The sequence below is a fragment of the Kouleothrix sp. genome (assembly GCF_046328425.1).
In the GTDB taxonomy this organism is placed as follows: Bacteria; Chloroflexota; Chloroflexia; order Chloroflexales; family Roseiflexaceae; genus Kouleothrix.
In genome coordinates this window covers 75855-91212 of the sequence record NZ_JAXLWP010000030.1, presented here as the reverse complement: position 1 = coordinate 91212, position 15358 = coordinate 75855, and the positions used below count along the sequence as shown (strand labels likewise).

Annotated in this window: 11 protein-coding genes and 1 tRNA gene; 1 reads left to right on the top strand and 11 read right to left on the bottom strand. The window is 67.9% G+C overall.

The annotated features are described in order from the left end of the window. Positions 1 to 118 precede the first annotated feature (118 nt). Complete coding sequence (locus U0177_RS23725) at positions 119 to 1339, top strand: winged helix-turn-helix domain-containing protein (protein WP_409573150.1); 1221 nt, start codon at positions 119 to 121, stop codon at positions 1337 to 1339. Positions 1340 to 1348: 9 nt separating this feature from the next. Here the strand turns inward: U0177_RS23725 and U0177_RS23720 are convergent, their stop codons facing one another. From U0177_RS23720 to U0177_RS23670, 11 genes are all read right to left on the bottom strand, one after another. Next, on the bottom strand, positions 1349 to 3796 hold the full coding sequence (locus U0177_RS23720) for a DNA polymerase domain-containing protein (protein WP_409573149.1): 2448 nt from the start codon (positions 3794 to 3796) through the stop codon (positions 1349 to 1351). A gap of 46 nt (positions 3797 to 3842) precedes the next feature. Beyond that, positions 3843 to 3919, bottom strand: a tRNA-Val gene (locus tag U0177_RS23715). Between the two features lie 206 nt (positions 3920 to 4125). After that, positions 4126 to 4989: a DUF72 domain-containing protein gene (locus tag U0177_RS23710; protein WP_409573148.1), complete on the bottom strand. Its 864-nt coding sequence runs from the start codon at positions 4987 to 4989 to the stop codon at positions 4126 to 4128. Positions 4990 to 5176: 187 nt separating this feature from the next. Then, entirely contained in the window at positions 5177 to 5641 is a 465-nt protein-coding gene (locus U0177_RS23705; RefSeq protein ID WP_409573147.1) for a hypothetical protein, read from the bottom strand. A gap of 147 nt (positions 5642 to 5788) precedes the next feature. After that, positions 5789 to 7141 carry an ABC transporter permease gene (locus U0177_RS23700; protein WP_409573146.1) on the bottom strand — a complete coding sequence of 451 codons (1353 nt, stop codon included), beginning with the start codon at positions 7139 to 7141 and terminating at the stop codon, positions 5789 to 5791. Then, entirely contained in the window at positions 7138 to 7920 is a 783-nt protein-coding gene (locus U0177_RS23695; RefSeq protein WP_409573153.1) for an ABC transporter ATP-binding protein, read from the bottom strand. The genes U0177_RS23700 and U0177_RS23695 overlap by 4 nt, the downstream gene beginning before the upstream one ends. 95 nt (positions 7921 to 8015) lie before the next feature. Next, the gene (locus U0177_RS23690) at positions 8016 to 9902 is read right to left on the bottom strand and encodes an efflux RND transporter periplasmic adaptor subunit (RefSeq protein WP_409573145.1); all 1887 of its coding nucleotides are present in this window, start codon (positions 9900 to 9902) and stop codon (positions 8016 to 8018) included. Positions 9903 to 10263: 361 nt separating this feature from the next. Beyond that, a complete protein-coding gene (locus U0177_RS23685; protein ID WP_409573144.1) occupies positions 10264 to 12213 on the bottom strand; it encodes a hypothetical protein in 1950 nt (649 codons plus the stop codon). Continuing rightward, positions 12210 to 13163, bottom strand: coding sequence for a cobalamin-binding protein (locus U0177_RS23680; RefSeq protein ID WP_409573143.1), 954 nt, complete (start codon positions 13161 to 13163; stop codon positions 12210 to 12212). The genes U0177_RS23685 and U0177_RS23680 overlap by 4 nt, the downstream gene beginning before the upstream one ends. Before the next feature lie 248 nt (positions 13164 to 13411). Then, positions 13412 to 14500 carry a PLP-dependent aminotransferase family protein gene (locus U0177_RS23675; protein WP_409573142.1) on the bottom strand — a complete coding sequence of 363 codons (1089 nt, stop codon included), beginning with the start codon at positions 14498 to 14500 and terminating at the stop codon, positions 13412 to 13414. Between the two features lie 181 nt (positions 14501 to 14681). Beyond that, positions 14682 to 15122, bottom strand: a complete 441-nt coding sequence (locus U0177_RS23670) for a four helix bundle protein (protein ID WP_409573141.1) — start codon at positions 15120 to 15122, stop codon at positions 14682 to 14684. Positions 15123 to 15358 lie beyond the last annotated feature (236 nt).

The following is a 15358-nucleotide window of genomic DNA, read 5'->3' as shown; positions in this document are numbered from 1 at the left end:
GGGGGAAGGGGGGTGAGGGCCGACGTTGCACGAGCCCTGGCGAACAGCGTATGAGTGGCGCGAGCGCACGCCTGTTCTGCTATAATAGGCGCTGGCCGATTCAAACCAGGGGAAGAGCATGGAGCTTTCGCACACTGCCGCGCAGGCGCTGATGCTGGCCGCGCAGGGGCTCGACCGCCGGCCGCCGCGCGTGGCGACCAAGGCTGACGTGCTGGCGACAATCCGGCGCATGCACGTGCTGCAGATCGACACGATCCACGTGGTGGCACGCAGCCCATACCTGGTGCTATGGAGCAGGCTAGGCGCCTACCCGCAGCACTGGCTGACCGACCTGCTGGCCGAGGGCGCGCTGTTCGAGTACTGGGCGCACGAGGCATGCTTCGTGCCGATCGAGGACTTTGGGCTGTACCGCCAGCGCATGCTCGACGCGGCGACGATGGGCTGGCGATATGCGCGCGAGTGGGCCGAGCAGAACCGCGACGCGATCGAGCGCGTGCTGACGCACGTGCGGCACCACGGCGCGGTGCGCTCAGCCGATTTCGAGCGCACCGACGGCCAGGCCGGCGGCTGGTGGGAGTGGAAGCCCGAGAAGCGCGCGCTCGAGTCGCTGTTCACCGCCGGCGAGCTGATGGTGGCGCGGCGGCATCATTTCCAGCGGATCTACGACCTGCGCGAGCGCGTTTTGCCCGATTGGGACGACGCGCGCATGCCGCCGAGCGACCAGGTGCGCCGCGCGCTGGCACTGAACGCGGTGCGCGCCCTCGGCATCACAACCGCCGCCTGGCTGGCCGACTACTTCCGCACGCCGAAGCGCGCCACGGCGCCGCTGCCGGCGATGCTCGCCGCCGAGGGCCAGCTGGTCGCGGCGCGCGTCGAGGGCTGGCAGCAGCCGGCCTACATCCACCCCGACAACCTCGCGCTGGCCGAGGCCGCCGCGTCGGGGGCGCTCGTGCCCGAGCTGACGACGCTGCTCTCGCCGTTCGACCCGCTGGTGTGGGATCGCGCGCGGGCGCTGGCGATGTTCAATTTCGACTACCGGATCGAGTGCTATACGCCCGCGCCCAAGCGCCGCTATGGCTACTTCACGCTGCCGATCCTGCGGCGCGGCCAGCTGATTGGCCGGCTCGACCCCAAGGCCCACCGCAAGGAGGGCCGCTTTGAGGTCAAGGCGCTGCACCTCGAACCGGGCATACCAGCCAGCGACGAGCTTGCGCACGACCTGGCAGGCGCGCTGCGCGACTGCGCCAGCTGGCACGAGACGCCGCTCGTTGACGTGCGCTGGTCGGATCCGCCCGAGCTGGCGGCGCTGGTACAGCGCGCGCTCGAACACGCCAGCTAGAGCGCCGCCCTACGCCTCTTCGCAGCGGATCCAGCGCGGCTGAATGCTCTCAACCGGCCGGTCGAACAGGCCAATCTGCGCGTCGGGCCGGAAGAGCTGGGCGAAATCCTCGGGCTCGAAGGCCTTGCGCAGCCGCCCGGCGTACGACGTCACCAGCACCTGCAGGTAGTGCTCGACATCATAGTCGCGCCGGTCGTCGAGCGCGTCGGGCGGCGAAGCCGGCGCGCCGATAAATTCGCCCAGGTCGCCGAAATCGGCCTCGTCGTCGTCGCCTGGCGTGGCCTCGGCGCCGGCAGGATCCTCGCGCTCGTCGGGCAGCCAGACGTAGCCGCCGCCCTGGGCCTTGTAGCAGCGCACGCGCTCGCCCGGCTCCCAGGTGTCGCGGCCGGCCGCCAGAAGCGCCTCGTAGGCCGCCTCGCGATGCGCGCCGCGCGCGGCCAGGTAGCTCGCGGGGTTTTTGCTGAGCCGCACGCGCGTGGCCACGTCGGCGGCGGGCAGCTCGCGCGCGCGCAGCGCCGCCACAACCTCGCGGTAGGCAGCCTGCACGCCTGCCACATCGCCGGCGAGCGCGCAGTGCAGCGCGACGCGCAGAAAGCGCTCGCCAAACGGCTCGGAGCGGCTCGAGCGCAGCGCCGCGCCACGCACGATCAGCTGGCCGTCGTACGCTAGCAGCGCGTAGTTCTTGACCTCGTGGCTGAGCATCGCGCGGTAGCGGCCTTCGTACTCGAGCCGGATGCCGTCGGGCAGCGTCGCGCCAATCGCCGCCACCACGGCGCGCTCCTGGGTCTCGCTCCAGCCGATCGGCGCGGCGAAGTACACGCCATCGGTGTCGGCCTCGATCAGCGCCATGCCACGGGAGCGCAGCTCGCCCACCACGTGATCGAGCACCGCGCGCCCACGGCGCGTCACCTCATCGGCGGCGTTCCGGTCGGCGAACAGCGCCATTGAGCCCGCACCCATGTAGCCGTAGGCCGAGTTGATGATCAGCTTCATAGCCGCCTGCAGCGCGTGGTGGCTCTGCGCCGCGACCGATCCGGGCGGGGCGGTGCGCACCGCGCCCTTGTGAAACAGCCGCAGGTCGGTCAGCCGCTCGACGATGCGCAGCAGCACGCCCAGCTGATCGCAGGCTGGGCCAATCTTGAAGGTGCGCATGAGCGAGGGGTACAGCGAGGCGATGTCGGCCTTCACCACCTGCTCGGCCACGCCGGCGGCGAACAGGTACAGCGCGCCGCCGGTGTGTGGCGGCAGGCCGTGCTCGGTGGCCTGGCGCGGCAGCGCGGCCCCGGCGCGCAGGTAGGCGCGCACCAGCATCGGCTCGAGAATGCCCATCGCCGGGCCGGCCGAGGCCACCCGCTCGTAGCGGCGCGGGGCCATGCCCGCGAGCGCGAATGGCGCGCCCAGCAGCTGGCGCGAGAGCCCGTCGACCTCGGCTACGTCGTCGAGGGCGTAGCGCCGCACGCGCTCGGGGTCGTCGCGGTAGGTAGCGTACACCTCCGAGCCGGCCAGGTACACCCGCTCGGGGCCGGCGATGCCAAACACGCGCGCTACGTCCTTCAGGCGGTGGCTGGGCAGATCGCGCGCGACAAAGTCGTGCCGCCGCACCGCGTCCATGGTGTCGAGCAGCTCGCGGCCGGCCAGGGTGTAGCGCTCGCGGCGCCGCCCCGAGTAGTACGACCCCGGCATGTCGGCGTAGCGCTCGAGCAGCGGCGGGCCAGGCGCGCGGCCCAGCCGCAGCGGCACGCCCAGCGCGGCGGCGCGCGCCGCCAGAAACGGCAGGTCGAAGCCGAACAGGTTGTGGTTCTCGATCACGTCGGGGTCGCGCTCGCGAACCAGCGCGCACAGCTCGGCAATCAGCGCGGCCTCGTCGGCGGGGGTGGGCGCGTCGAGGGTGATCGCCAGGCCGCAGCTGTCGCGCACGGCGGCCATGAAGATCCGCCCGCGCCCAGGGTCGAGCGCGGTGGTCTCGAAGTCGATCTGCATGCGCACCAGGTCGGCGTAGGCCAGGCCGCGAAAGTACACCCGGCCGGTCTGCATCAGGTACTGCTCGACCGCGCCGACGCGGTAGTAGTCGTCGTCGAGGTCGTACAGGCTGGCGATCTCGCGGCCGAGGCGGCGGCGCGCGCCCGCCAGGATCATGCGCTCGAGCGCCCGGCCGTCGCGGGCCTCGAGCAGAAAGCGATACGAGCCGGGCGCACCCGCCAGCTCGCGGTAGCTCACCGGCGCGCGCGCCGCAGCCGGCGACGAGGCCTCGGCGAGGCCTGGCCCAAGGTGTGCAAGGTCGTCGAGGGTGGCGGCGAACAGCCACGGCCGGAAGCGCGCGCGCTCGACGGCCAGCTGCTCGCCGTGGCGCCGCCACACCAGCGCCCGGCCCTCGCGGCTGGCCCACACCGACACAATGCCGGGCGTCGCGTCCCAGCCAAACAGGTACTCGTCGGATGTGGCCGGCAGGTCGGTCATACGCGGGAAAACAAAAGCGCCCGATGTACTCGGGCGCTTTGATGAGTGGTGGGCGATACTGGACTCGAACCAGTGACCTCGTCGGTGTGAACGACGCGCTCTAGCCAGCTGAGCTAATCGCCCGTGATTGCCACGCGGCAGAGTATAGCATAGGTGGGGTTGTTCTGCAAATCCGGCGACCACAGTAGTGCCAAAGGGGAGGGGGTAACACATCTGGCTGTGTGGTGCGGTCGCCGCCGCGATCGCACCACACAGCCAACAAATAATTCCCCCTCTCCCGCATGCGGGAGAGGGGGGTGAGGGTCGACTTTGCACGAGCCCTGGTCAGATCAAAAAAGGGTTGCTTGCTGCATCCCTGTATCCAACTCATCCCAGGGCAGGCGTGGTATGTCAGACATGCGCTCAAGGCGGCGCTGGAACTCACGGCACAATCCCGGTGACTGGCGCTCGTCGGGGCAGTGGCAGAAGAAATACACTTCAGTCCCATCTGCGAGCCATTGAGCTACCCGCTTAGCCCAGTCATCCAGCAGCGGCCCATTCAGCTCGGGTGTTGGATGCCCAATGTATCGAACCAGGGCAATCTCACTGCTCCGCAGCGGGTGCATCGGCACGTCGGGCTTCCGATCACGAGCGGCCTGTAGGTCAAAATCGGCTCCCGGCAGAGGGCCAGCGTCTAAGGGGCGCACATCCATGATCACCTTACCCGCATTGTATTGGTGGAGCAGGTTTATGAGGGCTGACTCGTGCGGCTCCGTGTACCAATCCTCGTGACGTACCTCGACTGCTAGCTGGTACTCGCTTGGCCACGCGCTGATCCATCGTTCGAGGTCTTCAATCTTATCCCCACGATAGCCTGGAGGTAGCTGGAGAAAGAATGGCCCCAGCCGTTCCCCAAGTGGAGCCATGCGCTCGACAAACTCCCGCGTTATCTTGAGCTTGGTTGCGAGCGGCCCTTCATGGCTCACTTCGCGAGGAAGCTTAAAGCAGAAGCGAAACGTCTCTGGCGTCTCAGCCGCCCATCGTCGGACAATCTCACTCCGAGGGGTAGCATAAAAAGTTGTATTACCCTCTGCGGTTGTCAGCCTGCGGCTATATAGGGAGAGGAAGTCAGCGCTCTTGCTTCCCGGCGGAAACAGATCGCCGACCCAATCCTTGTAGCCCCACACCGCGCAGCCGATTCGGAACATTGCCATAAGGCTCACCCTGCTTGCGATCATAAAGCTCGGAACGCGGGCATGGTACCACACCCTCGCCCGCACGCGGGGCATTCGTGATCGGTCGGTTTTTCGCCTGCCGCCAAATCGCACGAACCCCATGCCCGCTGTGCGAGGATGGGGTTCGTGCGATCCGTGCTGAGCTGTAGCACAGCGAAGGAGGCGGCTACTGGCTCTGGCTTGTGTTCTGGCTCTGCTGCGGCCGCCCGCCGCCGATCTGGATGCTGGTGGCCTGGAACACGTCGCCGTTCTGCGCGCCTAGCGCTACGATCTGCTCGCCTGGCTTGACATCGCTGAGCTGGCCATCGACCTGCTTGCGCACGCTGCCGTCGGCCGCGAGCTGCACTTTGAGCGTCTGCCCGGCACGCGTGGTGATGGTGATCGTGTTGCCCGACACCTCGTTCACCGTGCCGTTCGCGCCGCCGCGGAAGCCGCCGCCGCCCTGGCCGCCGAAACCGCCGCCGGATTGGCCGCCCTGGCCAGCTTGGCCGCCGCGCTGGCCGAAGAACTGCTGCGCGGCCTGCGCGCGGTTCTGTGTGGCAGTGCGGCTGCCGATGATCTGCCCGCTGTAAAAGCCCGCGCCGCCGATGATTAGCAGCGCAACGAGCCAGACAATGCGTTCGCGTAGCATGATGATGTTTCTCCTTATGGCACGAGTGACGTGGCCGCCTCCCGCGCGGGAGGTTTGGTGGGCCTGCGGCCCTGCAAAGATTCTTCTTTTTGGCGGCTATTGGTCGCCCCAACGCGTAGGGCGTGCCCACGACACAACCCACGCAGGCTACTCGTAGCGCAAGGCGTCGATCGGGTCGAGCCGGGCAGCGCTGCGCGCCGGCGCGATGCCGAAGAACAGGCCCACGGCCAGCGCGAAGCTCACGGCCATGGCCGCCGCGCCGACGCTCGGCGAAGCGCTGAACTGGCCGCTGAGGTTCACGGCAAACGCGATCAGCAGGCCAAGCGCCAGGCCGATCAGGCCGCCCAGCACGCTGATGATCAGCGCCTCGAGCAGGAACTGGGTGAGAATATCGCTCTCGCGCGCGCCGAGCGCCTTGCGCAGGCCGATCTCGCGCGTGCGCTCGCGCACCGACACCAGCATAATATTCATGATCCCGATGCCGCCCACCAGCAGCGAAATCGCCGCGATCGCGCCCAGAAACAGCGTCAGCGTCTGCGTCGTCTGCACCACGCTGTTGAGAATATCCTGCTGGTTGATCACGCTGAAGTCGTCGGCGCTGCCGTTGGCAGGCAGGTTGTGGCGCTCGCGCAGCACCTGCCCGATCTCGTCGAGCGCCTTCGACACGCTGTTCTGGTCGGTCGCCTGCACGACGATCGTGGAGACGAGCGTGGCGCCGCCTTGGATGGCGCGCCCGCCGAACAGCTTGCGCTGCGCGGTGCTGAGCGGCACAATCACGCCGTCGTCGACCGAGCCAAAGCCGCCGCCGCCCTGCGAGGCCAGCACGCCCACTACCTTGAAGCTCTGGCGGTTCACGCGCAGCGACTGGCCGACCGCGCTGCCGTCGGGGAATAGCCCGCTGGCGACATTCGCGCCCAGCACGATCACGCTGGCGTTGCTGCTCACCTGCTCGTCGTTGATGAACTCGCCATCGGCGATGGTGAGGTTGTGGATGCCGAGGTAGGCGGGCGTGGCGCCGGTGAGGCGGGTGTTCTGGTTCTGGTTGCCGGCCACCAGCTGGCCGTTACCGTTGAACTCGGGCGACACCGCGCTGGCATCCGGGACGCTCTGCGGGTCGGCGAGTGCGCGCGCGTCGTCGGTGGTAAGCGTCTGGGCGCTGCCGAGGCCGCCACCGATGCCGCCGGCGTTGCTGGCGCCGGGGCGCACCGTCAGCAGGTTTGCGCCATTGGCGGTGATCGCCGACGTGATCGACTCCTGCGAGCCACGGCCGATCGCCAGCAGCGCCACCACCGCCGCAACGCCGATGATCACGCCCAGTGCGGTGAGCAGGGTGCGCAGCTTGTTCGAGCTCAGGCTGCTCAGCGCGATCTCGAAGGTTTCGGAGAGGCTGATGCCGCCGCCGCGCAGCTCGGCCAGCGCCTGCGCGTCGAACGGCGCCTCTGCCACGCTGGCCTCGGCGGCGCGGCGCTCATCGCCGATCGGGGTTGTTATGGTGCTCATGGCGTTCTCCGCTTGCGCGCCAGCGCCGGGCGGCGCGCGATCGACAGCCTCGGGCGCGGCGCGGGCGGGTGGCTGCCGTTGGCGCGCGTGGGCGCCATAGCCTGGGGCGCCGCGTCGCTGTCGAGCAGGCCGTCGCGCACCGTCAGCACGCGCGCGGCGTGGGCCGCGATATTGGGCTCGTGCGTCACCAGCACGATCGTAATGCCCTGGCGGTTCAGCTGCTCGAACAGCGCCATGATCTCCTCGCTGGCGCGCGAGTCCAGGTTGCCGGTAGGCTCGTCGGCCAGCAGCAGCGCCGGCCGGGTGATCAGCGCGCGGGCGATCGCCACGCGCTGCTGCTGGCCGCCCGAGAGCTCCTGCGGCCGGTGGTGCATGCGCTCGCCAAGGCCCACCTGCTCGAGCGCCTGCTGGGCGCGGGCGCGGCGCTCGTCGGCGGGCACCTTGCCGAGGTACACCAGCGGCAGCGCCACATTCTCGAGCGCGCTCTGGCGTGGCAGCAGGTTAAACTGCTGGAACACGAAGCCGATCTTGCGGTTGCGCACCGCCGCCAGCAGGTTGCGCTCGAGCCGCTCGACCGGCAGCCCATCGAGGATATACTCGCCGCCGCTGGGCGTGTCGAGGCAGCCCAGCAGGTTCATCAGCGTGCTCTTGCCCGAGCCCGACGGCCCCATGATCGCCACGAACTCGCCGCGGCGGATGCTGAAGCTGATCCCGCGCAGCGCGGGAACGTCGATCTGGCCCATGCGGTAGACTTTGCGCAGGTCGCGCACCTGGATCATCGATTCCATTGCCATCTCCTGAGGCCCGCTCTGCCCGCAGAGTGCGCAGATGGCGCATGCAAGCTACCGGTGCACTCTGTGGGCAGAGCGCCCTGCTAGCGTCCGCCGCCGGGGCCAAACGGAACGCGCAGCGCGCCGCCGGTGCCGTTGCGGTTGGTCGCCTGGCTGGTGGTGGCGGCCGGGATGGCCAGCAGGTCGCCCTCGCGCAGGCACTGCGCGCCGGTGTCGACGCAGCCGGTGATCACTGTCTGGCCGCTGCTGGTGGCGCCAGTCTCGACCTGCACGGTCACGGGGATCTGGTCGCTGCCCTGCAGCACCGTCACGCTGCGCGTATTCCCCAGCGTCTGCACGGCGCGGCTCGGCACCAGCACGGCGTTGTCGATCTGCTGCACCAGGATATCGGCGCTGGCGCTCATGCCCACCTTCACCGGCGCGCTGCCGGGGTCGAACTCGACCTGCACCGGGTAGGTCACGACGTTCTGCTGCACTGTCGCGGCCGGCGCCACGGTGGTCACCTTGCCAATCAGCTGCACATTCGGCAGCGCGTCAAAGGTCAGCGTCACGGGCTGGCCCACCTGCACGCGCGCGGCGTCGGTCTCGCTCAGGCTCACGTCGACATGCAGCTTCGAGCGGTCGACCAGCGCGACTGCGGCGGTGGTGGCGCTGGCGATGCTGCCGGGCTGCACATTCACGGCCGACACCACCGCGTCAAACGGCGCGGCGAGCGTGGCCTGGTCGAGGTTGCGCTGCGCCGTCGCGACCGATACCTGGGCTTGGGCCAGGCTTGCCTCGGCGGCGGCCAGGTCGGGCGCGGCCGCTGGCGCGGTGAGCTTGTCGAGGTTGGCCTGAGCCTGCGCCAGCTGCGACTGGGCGCTCGCCAGGTTGGCCGAGGTTCCGCCGCCCTGCAAGCTGGCGAGCTGGGTGCGCGCCTGTGTCACGGCCGCCTGGGCCTGCTGCAGATCGCTGGCGGTGGGGTGGGTGAGCTTGTCGAGCTGGGCCTGGGCGTTGGCCACCTGCTGCTGGAGCAGCGGCACCTGCGCGGCCTCGTTCTGGCGGGCGGTGTCGTAGTTCACCTGGGCCTGCTGCAGCGCGCCCTCGGCGCTGTGCATGGCGGCCTGCGCCTGCACGAACGCGTCGTAGTACTGCTGGCGCTGGGCGTCGTTGAGCGTGTTGGCCACCGGCTTGCCCTGCGCGCTGGTCTTGGTCGGGTTCACCGGGTCGTTGCCGGTGTCTTGCACATACTGCCAGTTTTGGAATGTCGTGGAATACTTCGACTGCGCCTGGGTGAGCGAGTTGGCGGCCTGCTGCATGGTGTTGTAGGCGCTGCTCTTGGCCTGCGAGAGGCTAGCGCTCGTGGTTTGCTGGTTTGTCTGCGCCTGTGCGAGCTGCGTCTGGGCCGCGCTGAGGTCGGCCGGGCCGGGGCTCTGCAAGGCTGCGAGCTTGGCCTGAGCGGCGGCGAGCTGGGCCTGGGCGCTCTGCACATCGGTGACGCTGGCGGTGCGCGTTTTCGCCATCTGGGCCTTGGCGCTTGCCAGCGCCGCCTGCGCAGTCGCGAGGTCGGCGTCGGTCGGGCTGCCGTGGCGCGCCTGGTCGAGCTTGGCCTGGGCGGCCTTGAGGTTCGCCTGGGCCTGCTGCAGCTGGAGCTGGAGGTCGGCGGCGTCGATCTGCGCCAGCGCCTGGCCGGCCTTCACCTGGTCGCCGACCTTCACCTTCACGGCGGTGACGGTGGTAGCCTCGGGGAAGGCCAGGTCGGCGGTGCGCGCGGCCGCCACTGCGCCGCTGCCGGCGACGGTGAGCGTGAGGCTGCCCTGCGCGACGCTGGTGGTCGTGGTGGTGGTAGCCGGCGCCAGGCGCGAAGGCAGCCACCAGAATAGCAGCGCCGCGATCAGCGCAAGGGTTGGCGGCACCGCCAGCCAGCGCCGATCGGCCGGCGCTGGCGTATCGCCAGCGCCGGCCGAAGGAAAGGGCAGGGTGATGCGCATAGCCTCATCCTTCTACTATTCATAGCGTGGCGCTGCTCGCCAGCCGGGCATGGTGCCACGTTAAGGGCTGGTATAAGAATAGTCTACGATATTGAGAGCATACTGAAGAAAAAATGAGAGCGCGCTTAGAAGCTGCCAGAAAGGGTGGTTTGGAGGGACTTCGTCCCTCCAATTGGTGGGGGTTTGGGAGCGGCTTCGCCGCCCCAAATTTCGTATTGTGTTACACGACGTGGCGAAGCCACGTCGTGTAACACATCTATATGTGATCAAGCGCACAGCGTATGAGCCACGCCTGCACAAAAAAAGGAGCGCGAGGGGTAAACCTCGCGCTCCTTTTTGCGAAACAGCGGCTTGCGTGCGGCTAGGCGGTGTATGGCGCAAACAGGTGAGCGAACAGCCGCTCGAACTGTGGCGAGTCGGCGTCGATCTGATCGTACAGGTCGATCACACGCACCACCTGGTCGCGGCGGCGCCAGATCGCCTGCGCGAAGCTGTCGTCGGCGATCAGCCCTTCGGCGCGCAGAAATGCATAGAACTGCTTGAACGAGGTGCACATATCGCGGGCCGCGCGCGCCGAGTTGTTGATCACTTTTCGCGGGTAGTAGAAGAACAGGCACTCGTCGAGCGTGGCGTAGTCGCCCTGGTCGAGCGAGCGGCTATAGTAGTTCGAAAGAAAATCGGCGTAGATCCACAGGTCGCCGGTGCGCCCGGCCGCAGTGCTCTCGCTCTTGCCCTGGGCGATCAGCCGCAGGTAGAACTGCTCCATAAGCGCGTTGCTGCGCTCGATCATCTCGTTCAGCGGCTCTTCTTCATCTTCCCACTCGTCGTCGTCTTCCTCGTCCTCGTCCTCGCCGGGCAGCCACTCATCCTCGACCTCGATCGCCAGAATGTCGTCCTGGGTGTGCCCGTGGCCGTTGCTCGGCTCGTGCTGCGAGTCGCTGCCGTCGAGCGTCACCTTCAGCTCGGGCGTCAGCTCGGCGAACAGCTCGGGCTGGCGGCCCAGCAGCGTATTCAGGTGCTTGGTCAGGATCATCTGCACCTGATCGGCCGTCTCGGCGTCGTTGAGCGCGGCCAGCTCGGATGGGCTGAGCGAGGCCATAAGCTTTTGCGTCGCGGTCACCAGCGTCGGGTTATCGGCCATGAACTGCTGCATATCTTCGATATCTTCGATATCGAACAGCTCCTCGTCATCAATGCCGCCCTCGAACTCGGCGTCGCTCAGGTCGTCGCCGTCGGGCTCGGTCCACTCGATGCTGGCGAAGTCGCCGCGCTCGATGCGGCGCTCAATCGACTCGCTGTGGTCGAGCAGGGCGTCGACCTCGCCGGGGTGCACCGTCTGCGAGGTGCCCTCGCTCAGGTCGTACAGGATCTGGCTTGTCGAGGCGCGCGGGGCGATGCCATTCCAGATGCCGCGCTCGACGGCGTCGCGCCGGCTGGCGCGCAGGTCGGCCTGCAGGGCGCCGATCTCCTCTAGCAGCTGGCGATCTTCCTCGGCCCATGCTGCGTCGTCGGGCGCCGCATTCATGAAATCGAGCGGGCGGCGGAAGCTCCGGTCGGCGATATACATGTCGTCGAGCAGCCGCAGCCGGCGGTCCTCGGCCACGAGCTGCTGCCACGGGCGGCCGGGGTAGCCGGTGCGCCAGGAGGCCTGGGCATAGATCGGCAGCACGACCATATCGGCCGGGATCAGCGTCGAGCGGTTGCGCGCGATCTGTGTGGCGATCGCGTCGATAAGCGCCTGGTCGTGGGCGGCGACATCGGCGGCGCGGAACTGCGCGGCGGGCTCGTGCTCGAGCCGCAGCGTCAGCGGCGCGGTGGCGCTGATCGTCACAAGGATGCTATCGCCGGGCTGGAAGCCGTTGCGCGCATACCAGCCATTCAGCGTCTGGGCATCCACCGCCGAGAAATTAAACAGCACGTTGGCGCTGGGCAGGCGCGTGTTGGCCGATGGAATGGGCCGGCCCTGTGCGTCGGTGAGCTGTGGGTTGGGCATGCGCAGCAGCACAAACGGCTCGAGCTTGGCGCGCGCCAGCAGGTCGCCGCCGATCTCGTCGGCCGTCGGCACGACACGGAAGCGCAGGCTCTGCAGCGCCACGCGGCGCGGGACGAGCTTGCCGCCGCCGAGGCGGATCCAGCCGGTTTCGAACGAGTCGTAGCGCAGGATATTGCGAATGCTGGCGTAGGGATCCTTGGCGCGGCTTGGGCGGCGCGCCAGCACGCGCTCGAACACGTCGCGCTCGGCGACAATGTCGTGATATTGATCGGCCAGCTCCAGCAGAATACTAGAGATCGTTGGCTCAGAAGGTGTCATCGAGAGTCCTCCCCGGGCGTCTCGAACCGTTGCCAGGCAGCGGGGGGCCCCCAGCCGGCAAAATGGTCGGGATGGATCAATTCGGCGAGTAGCTCCAGGCTATCGACCACGCGCGGGCCGGGGCGGCTGAAGTAGGCGTTGCCGTCGACAGCGTACACGCGGCGCTGGCGCACCGCCGGCAGCGCCTGCCAGCCTGGCCGGTGCGGCAGCACGCGGCCGGCTTCGTCGAGCGTCTGGGCCAGGTCGAAGCCGCATGGTGTGATCACGATCACCTCGGGCGCGAACGCGATTACGTCACCCCACGTCACCCGCCGCGAGTCGCTTCCGGCGCTGCCGAGCCCGGCCTGCCCGCCGGCCAGCTGCACCAGCTCGGGCAGCCAGTGGCCGGGGCCATAGATCGGGTCGAGCCATTCGAGGCAGGCCACCCGCGGCCGGCGGCCGATCGCCGCCGCGCGCTCGCGCACGCGCGCCACGCGGGCGCGCAGCGTGGCCAGCAGCGCCTCGGCGCGCGGGCCATGCCCGGCGGCCACGCCGACGCTGGCGATCGTCGCCAGGATGTCGTCGAGGCTGTTCGGCTCGAGCGAGAGCACCTGCGGCGCCAGGCCGGCGTGCTCGGCGCTCACATCGCGCACCGCCCGCGCGACATCGCCGTAGCTTACCGCGCACACCGCGCAGAGCGCCTGGGTCAACACCAGGTCGGGCCGCAGCTCGGCCAGCAGCGCCTCGTCGAGCGCATACAGGCTCAGGCCCGCCTGAAGCTGCCGCCGCACCGCGTGGTCGATCTCTTCCGAGCTGGAGGTGGAGTGGTCGAGCAGGCTGCGCGTCAGAATCGGCTTGCTGCGCGCCTCGGCCGGGTAGTCGCACTCGTGCGTCACGCCGACGAGCGACTCGCCCAGCCCGAGCGCGCAGACGATCTCAGTCGCGCTCGGCAGCAGTGAAACTATTCGCAAGACCCCATCCCTCCTGGCCGGCCTACTAGGTGCGTAGCGGCGGCTACAGGGTAGCACTCCGGCAAGGGTATGTCAAGGCGCTCCAGGCGCCAGGCATGGCCTGTGCAAAGGCTCTCGGCCCCTCGCCCGCGCTCGGGGAGAAAGGGGGAAGGGAGTGCCGGCTTTGCACGCGCCAGAAGCGGGAGGAACCACTGCGGCGCTGCAGCGGTTCCTGGTTTGCCCGTGGCGGCGGCTCGGCCGCGAGGCGGCTAGAGCAAGCTGGCGAGGCGGCGCACGCCTTCGTCGATCTGCGCGGGCGTGACGGCGCAGAACGGCAGGCGCACAAAGCGCTCGCCGTCGGGCAGCTCGCCCTGGTCGGCGTCGGCGAAGAACGCCTGGCCGGGCGTCAGCACCAGGCCGATATCCTTGGCGCGCGCCACCAGGCCGGCGTAGTTCGCGCCTTCGGGCAGCATCACGCTCACGAAAAAGCCGCCGTCGGGCGCGAAGATCTGCGCGCCGGCCAGGTGCTGGCGCGTGGCGCTCACCATGGCCTGCCAGCGCGGGCGGTACAGCGCCTTCAGCTTCTCGATATTTGGCTGGAGCCAGCCGCGCCGGATGTACTCGGCCACGGCGGCCTGGGTCGGCAGCACCGGCGAAAGGTAGGTGTCTTCGCCGGTGCGCGTCACTGCGGCGATCAGCTCGGCCGGCGCCAGCATAAAGCCGACGCGAATGCCCGGGCTGAGCAGCTTGCTGAACGAGCTCATGGTGATGATCCGGCTGGGGTCGATCGAGCGCAGCAGCGGCAGATCCTCGCCCTGGTAGCGCAGCTTGCGGTAGGGCACGTCTTCAATCACCCAGAAGCCGTAGCGCACCGCCAGGTCGACGACGGCGCGGCGCTTTTCGAGCGAGAGCGTGGCCCCGGCCGGGTTCTGGAAGTCGGGCACCAGGTACAGGAACGCCGGCACCTGGCGCTGCACCTCGGCTTCGAGCCGGGCGATGTCGATGCCGTCGGGCTCGATCGGGATGCCGATGGTCTTGGCGCCGCGCCGCCGGAAGGTGCCGATCGCGCGGTCGTAGCTGGGCTGCTCGGTCAGCACCGTCGCGCCGGGCCTGACGAGGTAGGCCGCGACGAGATCCTGGAGCTGGAGCGAGCCGTTGCCAATCAGCACCTCTTTTTCGGCCACGCCGTACTCCTCGGCCAGCTGGCGGCGCAGCGCCGGGTAGCCGGGCTGCTGGCCGTACTGCAGCACCACGGCGGTGTCGGCGCGCAGCGCGGCGTCGAAGCACTGCGCCAGCTCGTCGGTGGGGAACGCTTCGGTCGGCGGCACGCCGCGGGTGAAGACGATTGTGTCGGCCATTGGGATGCTCTCCTTGCGAATTGACGTAAAGACGAAAGACGAAAGACCAAGGACGAAAGACCAAGGACGAAAGACCAAGGATGAAAGACCAAGGATGAAAGACCAAGGATGAAAGACCAAGGACGAAAGACCAAGGACGAAAGACCAAGGATGAAAGTGGAGCGGGATCAGAAGCGAATGGTCATGTCTGTCGATCCGAGCTCTCCGCTGGATCCTCATCCTCGATGATATAGAGTGATTGCTCTTCACGCAGCCACGTTTGCTCAGGAACGAGATGTTTGCGCATTGTATGCAGCATAGCCACCAGCGTTTCGGCACTGCGGTATATGCTATGCAGCGGTGCTGGGTCGGCTAGAAGCTTGCGACGCGCAATAATGTGTTGACACGCAACTGTCTCAACGAGCGATCTAATCGCCATGCCTAGAAAACGTGCCTGCTCGGCATTGGTCTGGCCAGTTGAACCTTCTGCGATATTGAGCGATACTGAGGTAGCCGCTCGGACAATCTGCGATTTCAGATTATACTCTTCGCTACGTGGCAGCAAATTGGCGAGATCATAGATTTGGTCGATATAGTCGAGTGATCGCTGCCACACCTCGAGCTTTTCGAACTTGAAAGGCATAACCTGCTCCGTGTTGTGCGCTTGACGGCCAATACGCGCCATAATGAAAGACCAAAGACGAAAGACCAAGCCTGCTGCGCCCTTCGTCCTTGGTCATTCGTCACCTCTGGCTGGAAGAAAGACCAAAGACGAAAGACCAAGCCTGCTGCGCCCTTCGTCCTTCGTCCTTGGTCATTCGTCACCTCTGGCTGGAAGAAAGACCAAAGACGAAAGACCAAGCCTGCTGCGCCCTTCGT

Coding starts and splice junctions, on each gene's coding strand:
- U0177_RS23725 (WP_409573150.1), top strand. CDS start 119: ATGGAGCTTTCGCACACTGCCGCGCAGGCGCTGATGCTGGCCGCGCAG.
- U0177_RS23720 (WP_409573149.1), bottom strand. CDS start 3,796: ATGACCGACCTGCCGGCCACATCCGACGAGTACCTGTTTGGCTGGGAC.
- U0177_RS23710 (WP_409573148.1), bottom strand. CDS start 4,989: ATGGCAATGTTCCGAATCGGCTGCGCGGTGTGGGGCTACAAGGATTGG.
- U0177_RS23705 (WP_409573147.1), bottom strand. CDS start 5,641: ATGCTACGCGAACGCATTGTCTGGCTCGTTGCGCTGCTAATCATCGGC.
- U0177_RS23700 (WP_409573146.1), bottom strand. CDS start 7,141: ATGAGCACCATAACAACCCCGATCGGCGATGAGCGCCGCGCCGCCGAG.
- U0177_RS23695 (WP_409573153.1), bottom strand. CDS start 7,920: ATGATCCAGGTGCGCGACCTGCGCAAAGTCTACCGCATGGGCCAGATC.
- U0177_RS23690 (WP_409573145.1), bottom strand. CDS start 9,902: ATGCGCATCACCCTGCCCTTTCCTTCGGCCGGCGCTGGCGATACGCCA.
- U0177_RS23685 (WP_409573144.1), bottom strand. CDS start 12,213: ATGACACCTTCTGAGCCAACGATCTCTAGTATTCTGCTGGAGCTGGCC.
- U0177_RS23675 (WP_409573142.1), bottom strand. CDS start 14,500: ATGGCCGACACAATCGTCTTCACCCGCGGCGTGCCGCCGACCGAAGCG.
- U0177_RS23670 (WP_409573141.1), bottom strand. CDS start 15,122: ATGCCTTTCAAGTTCGAAAAGCTCGAGGTGTGGCAGCGATCACTCGAC.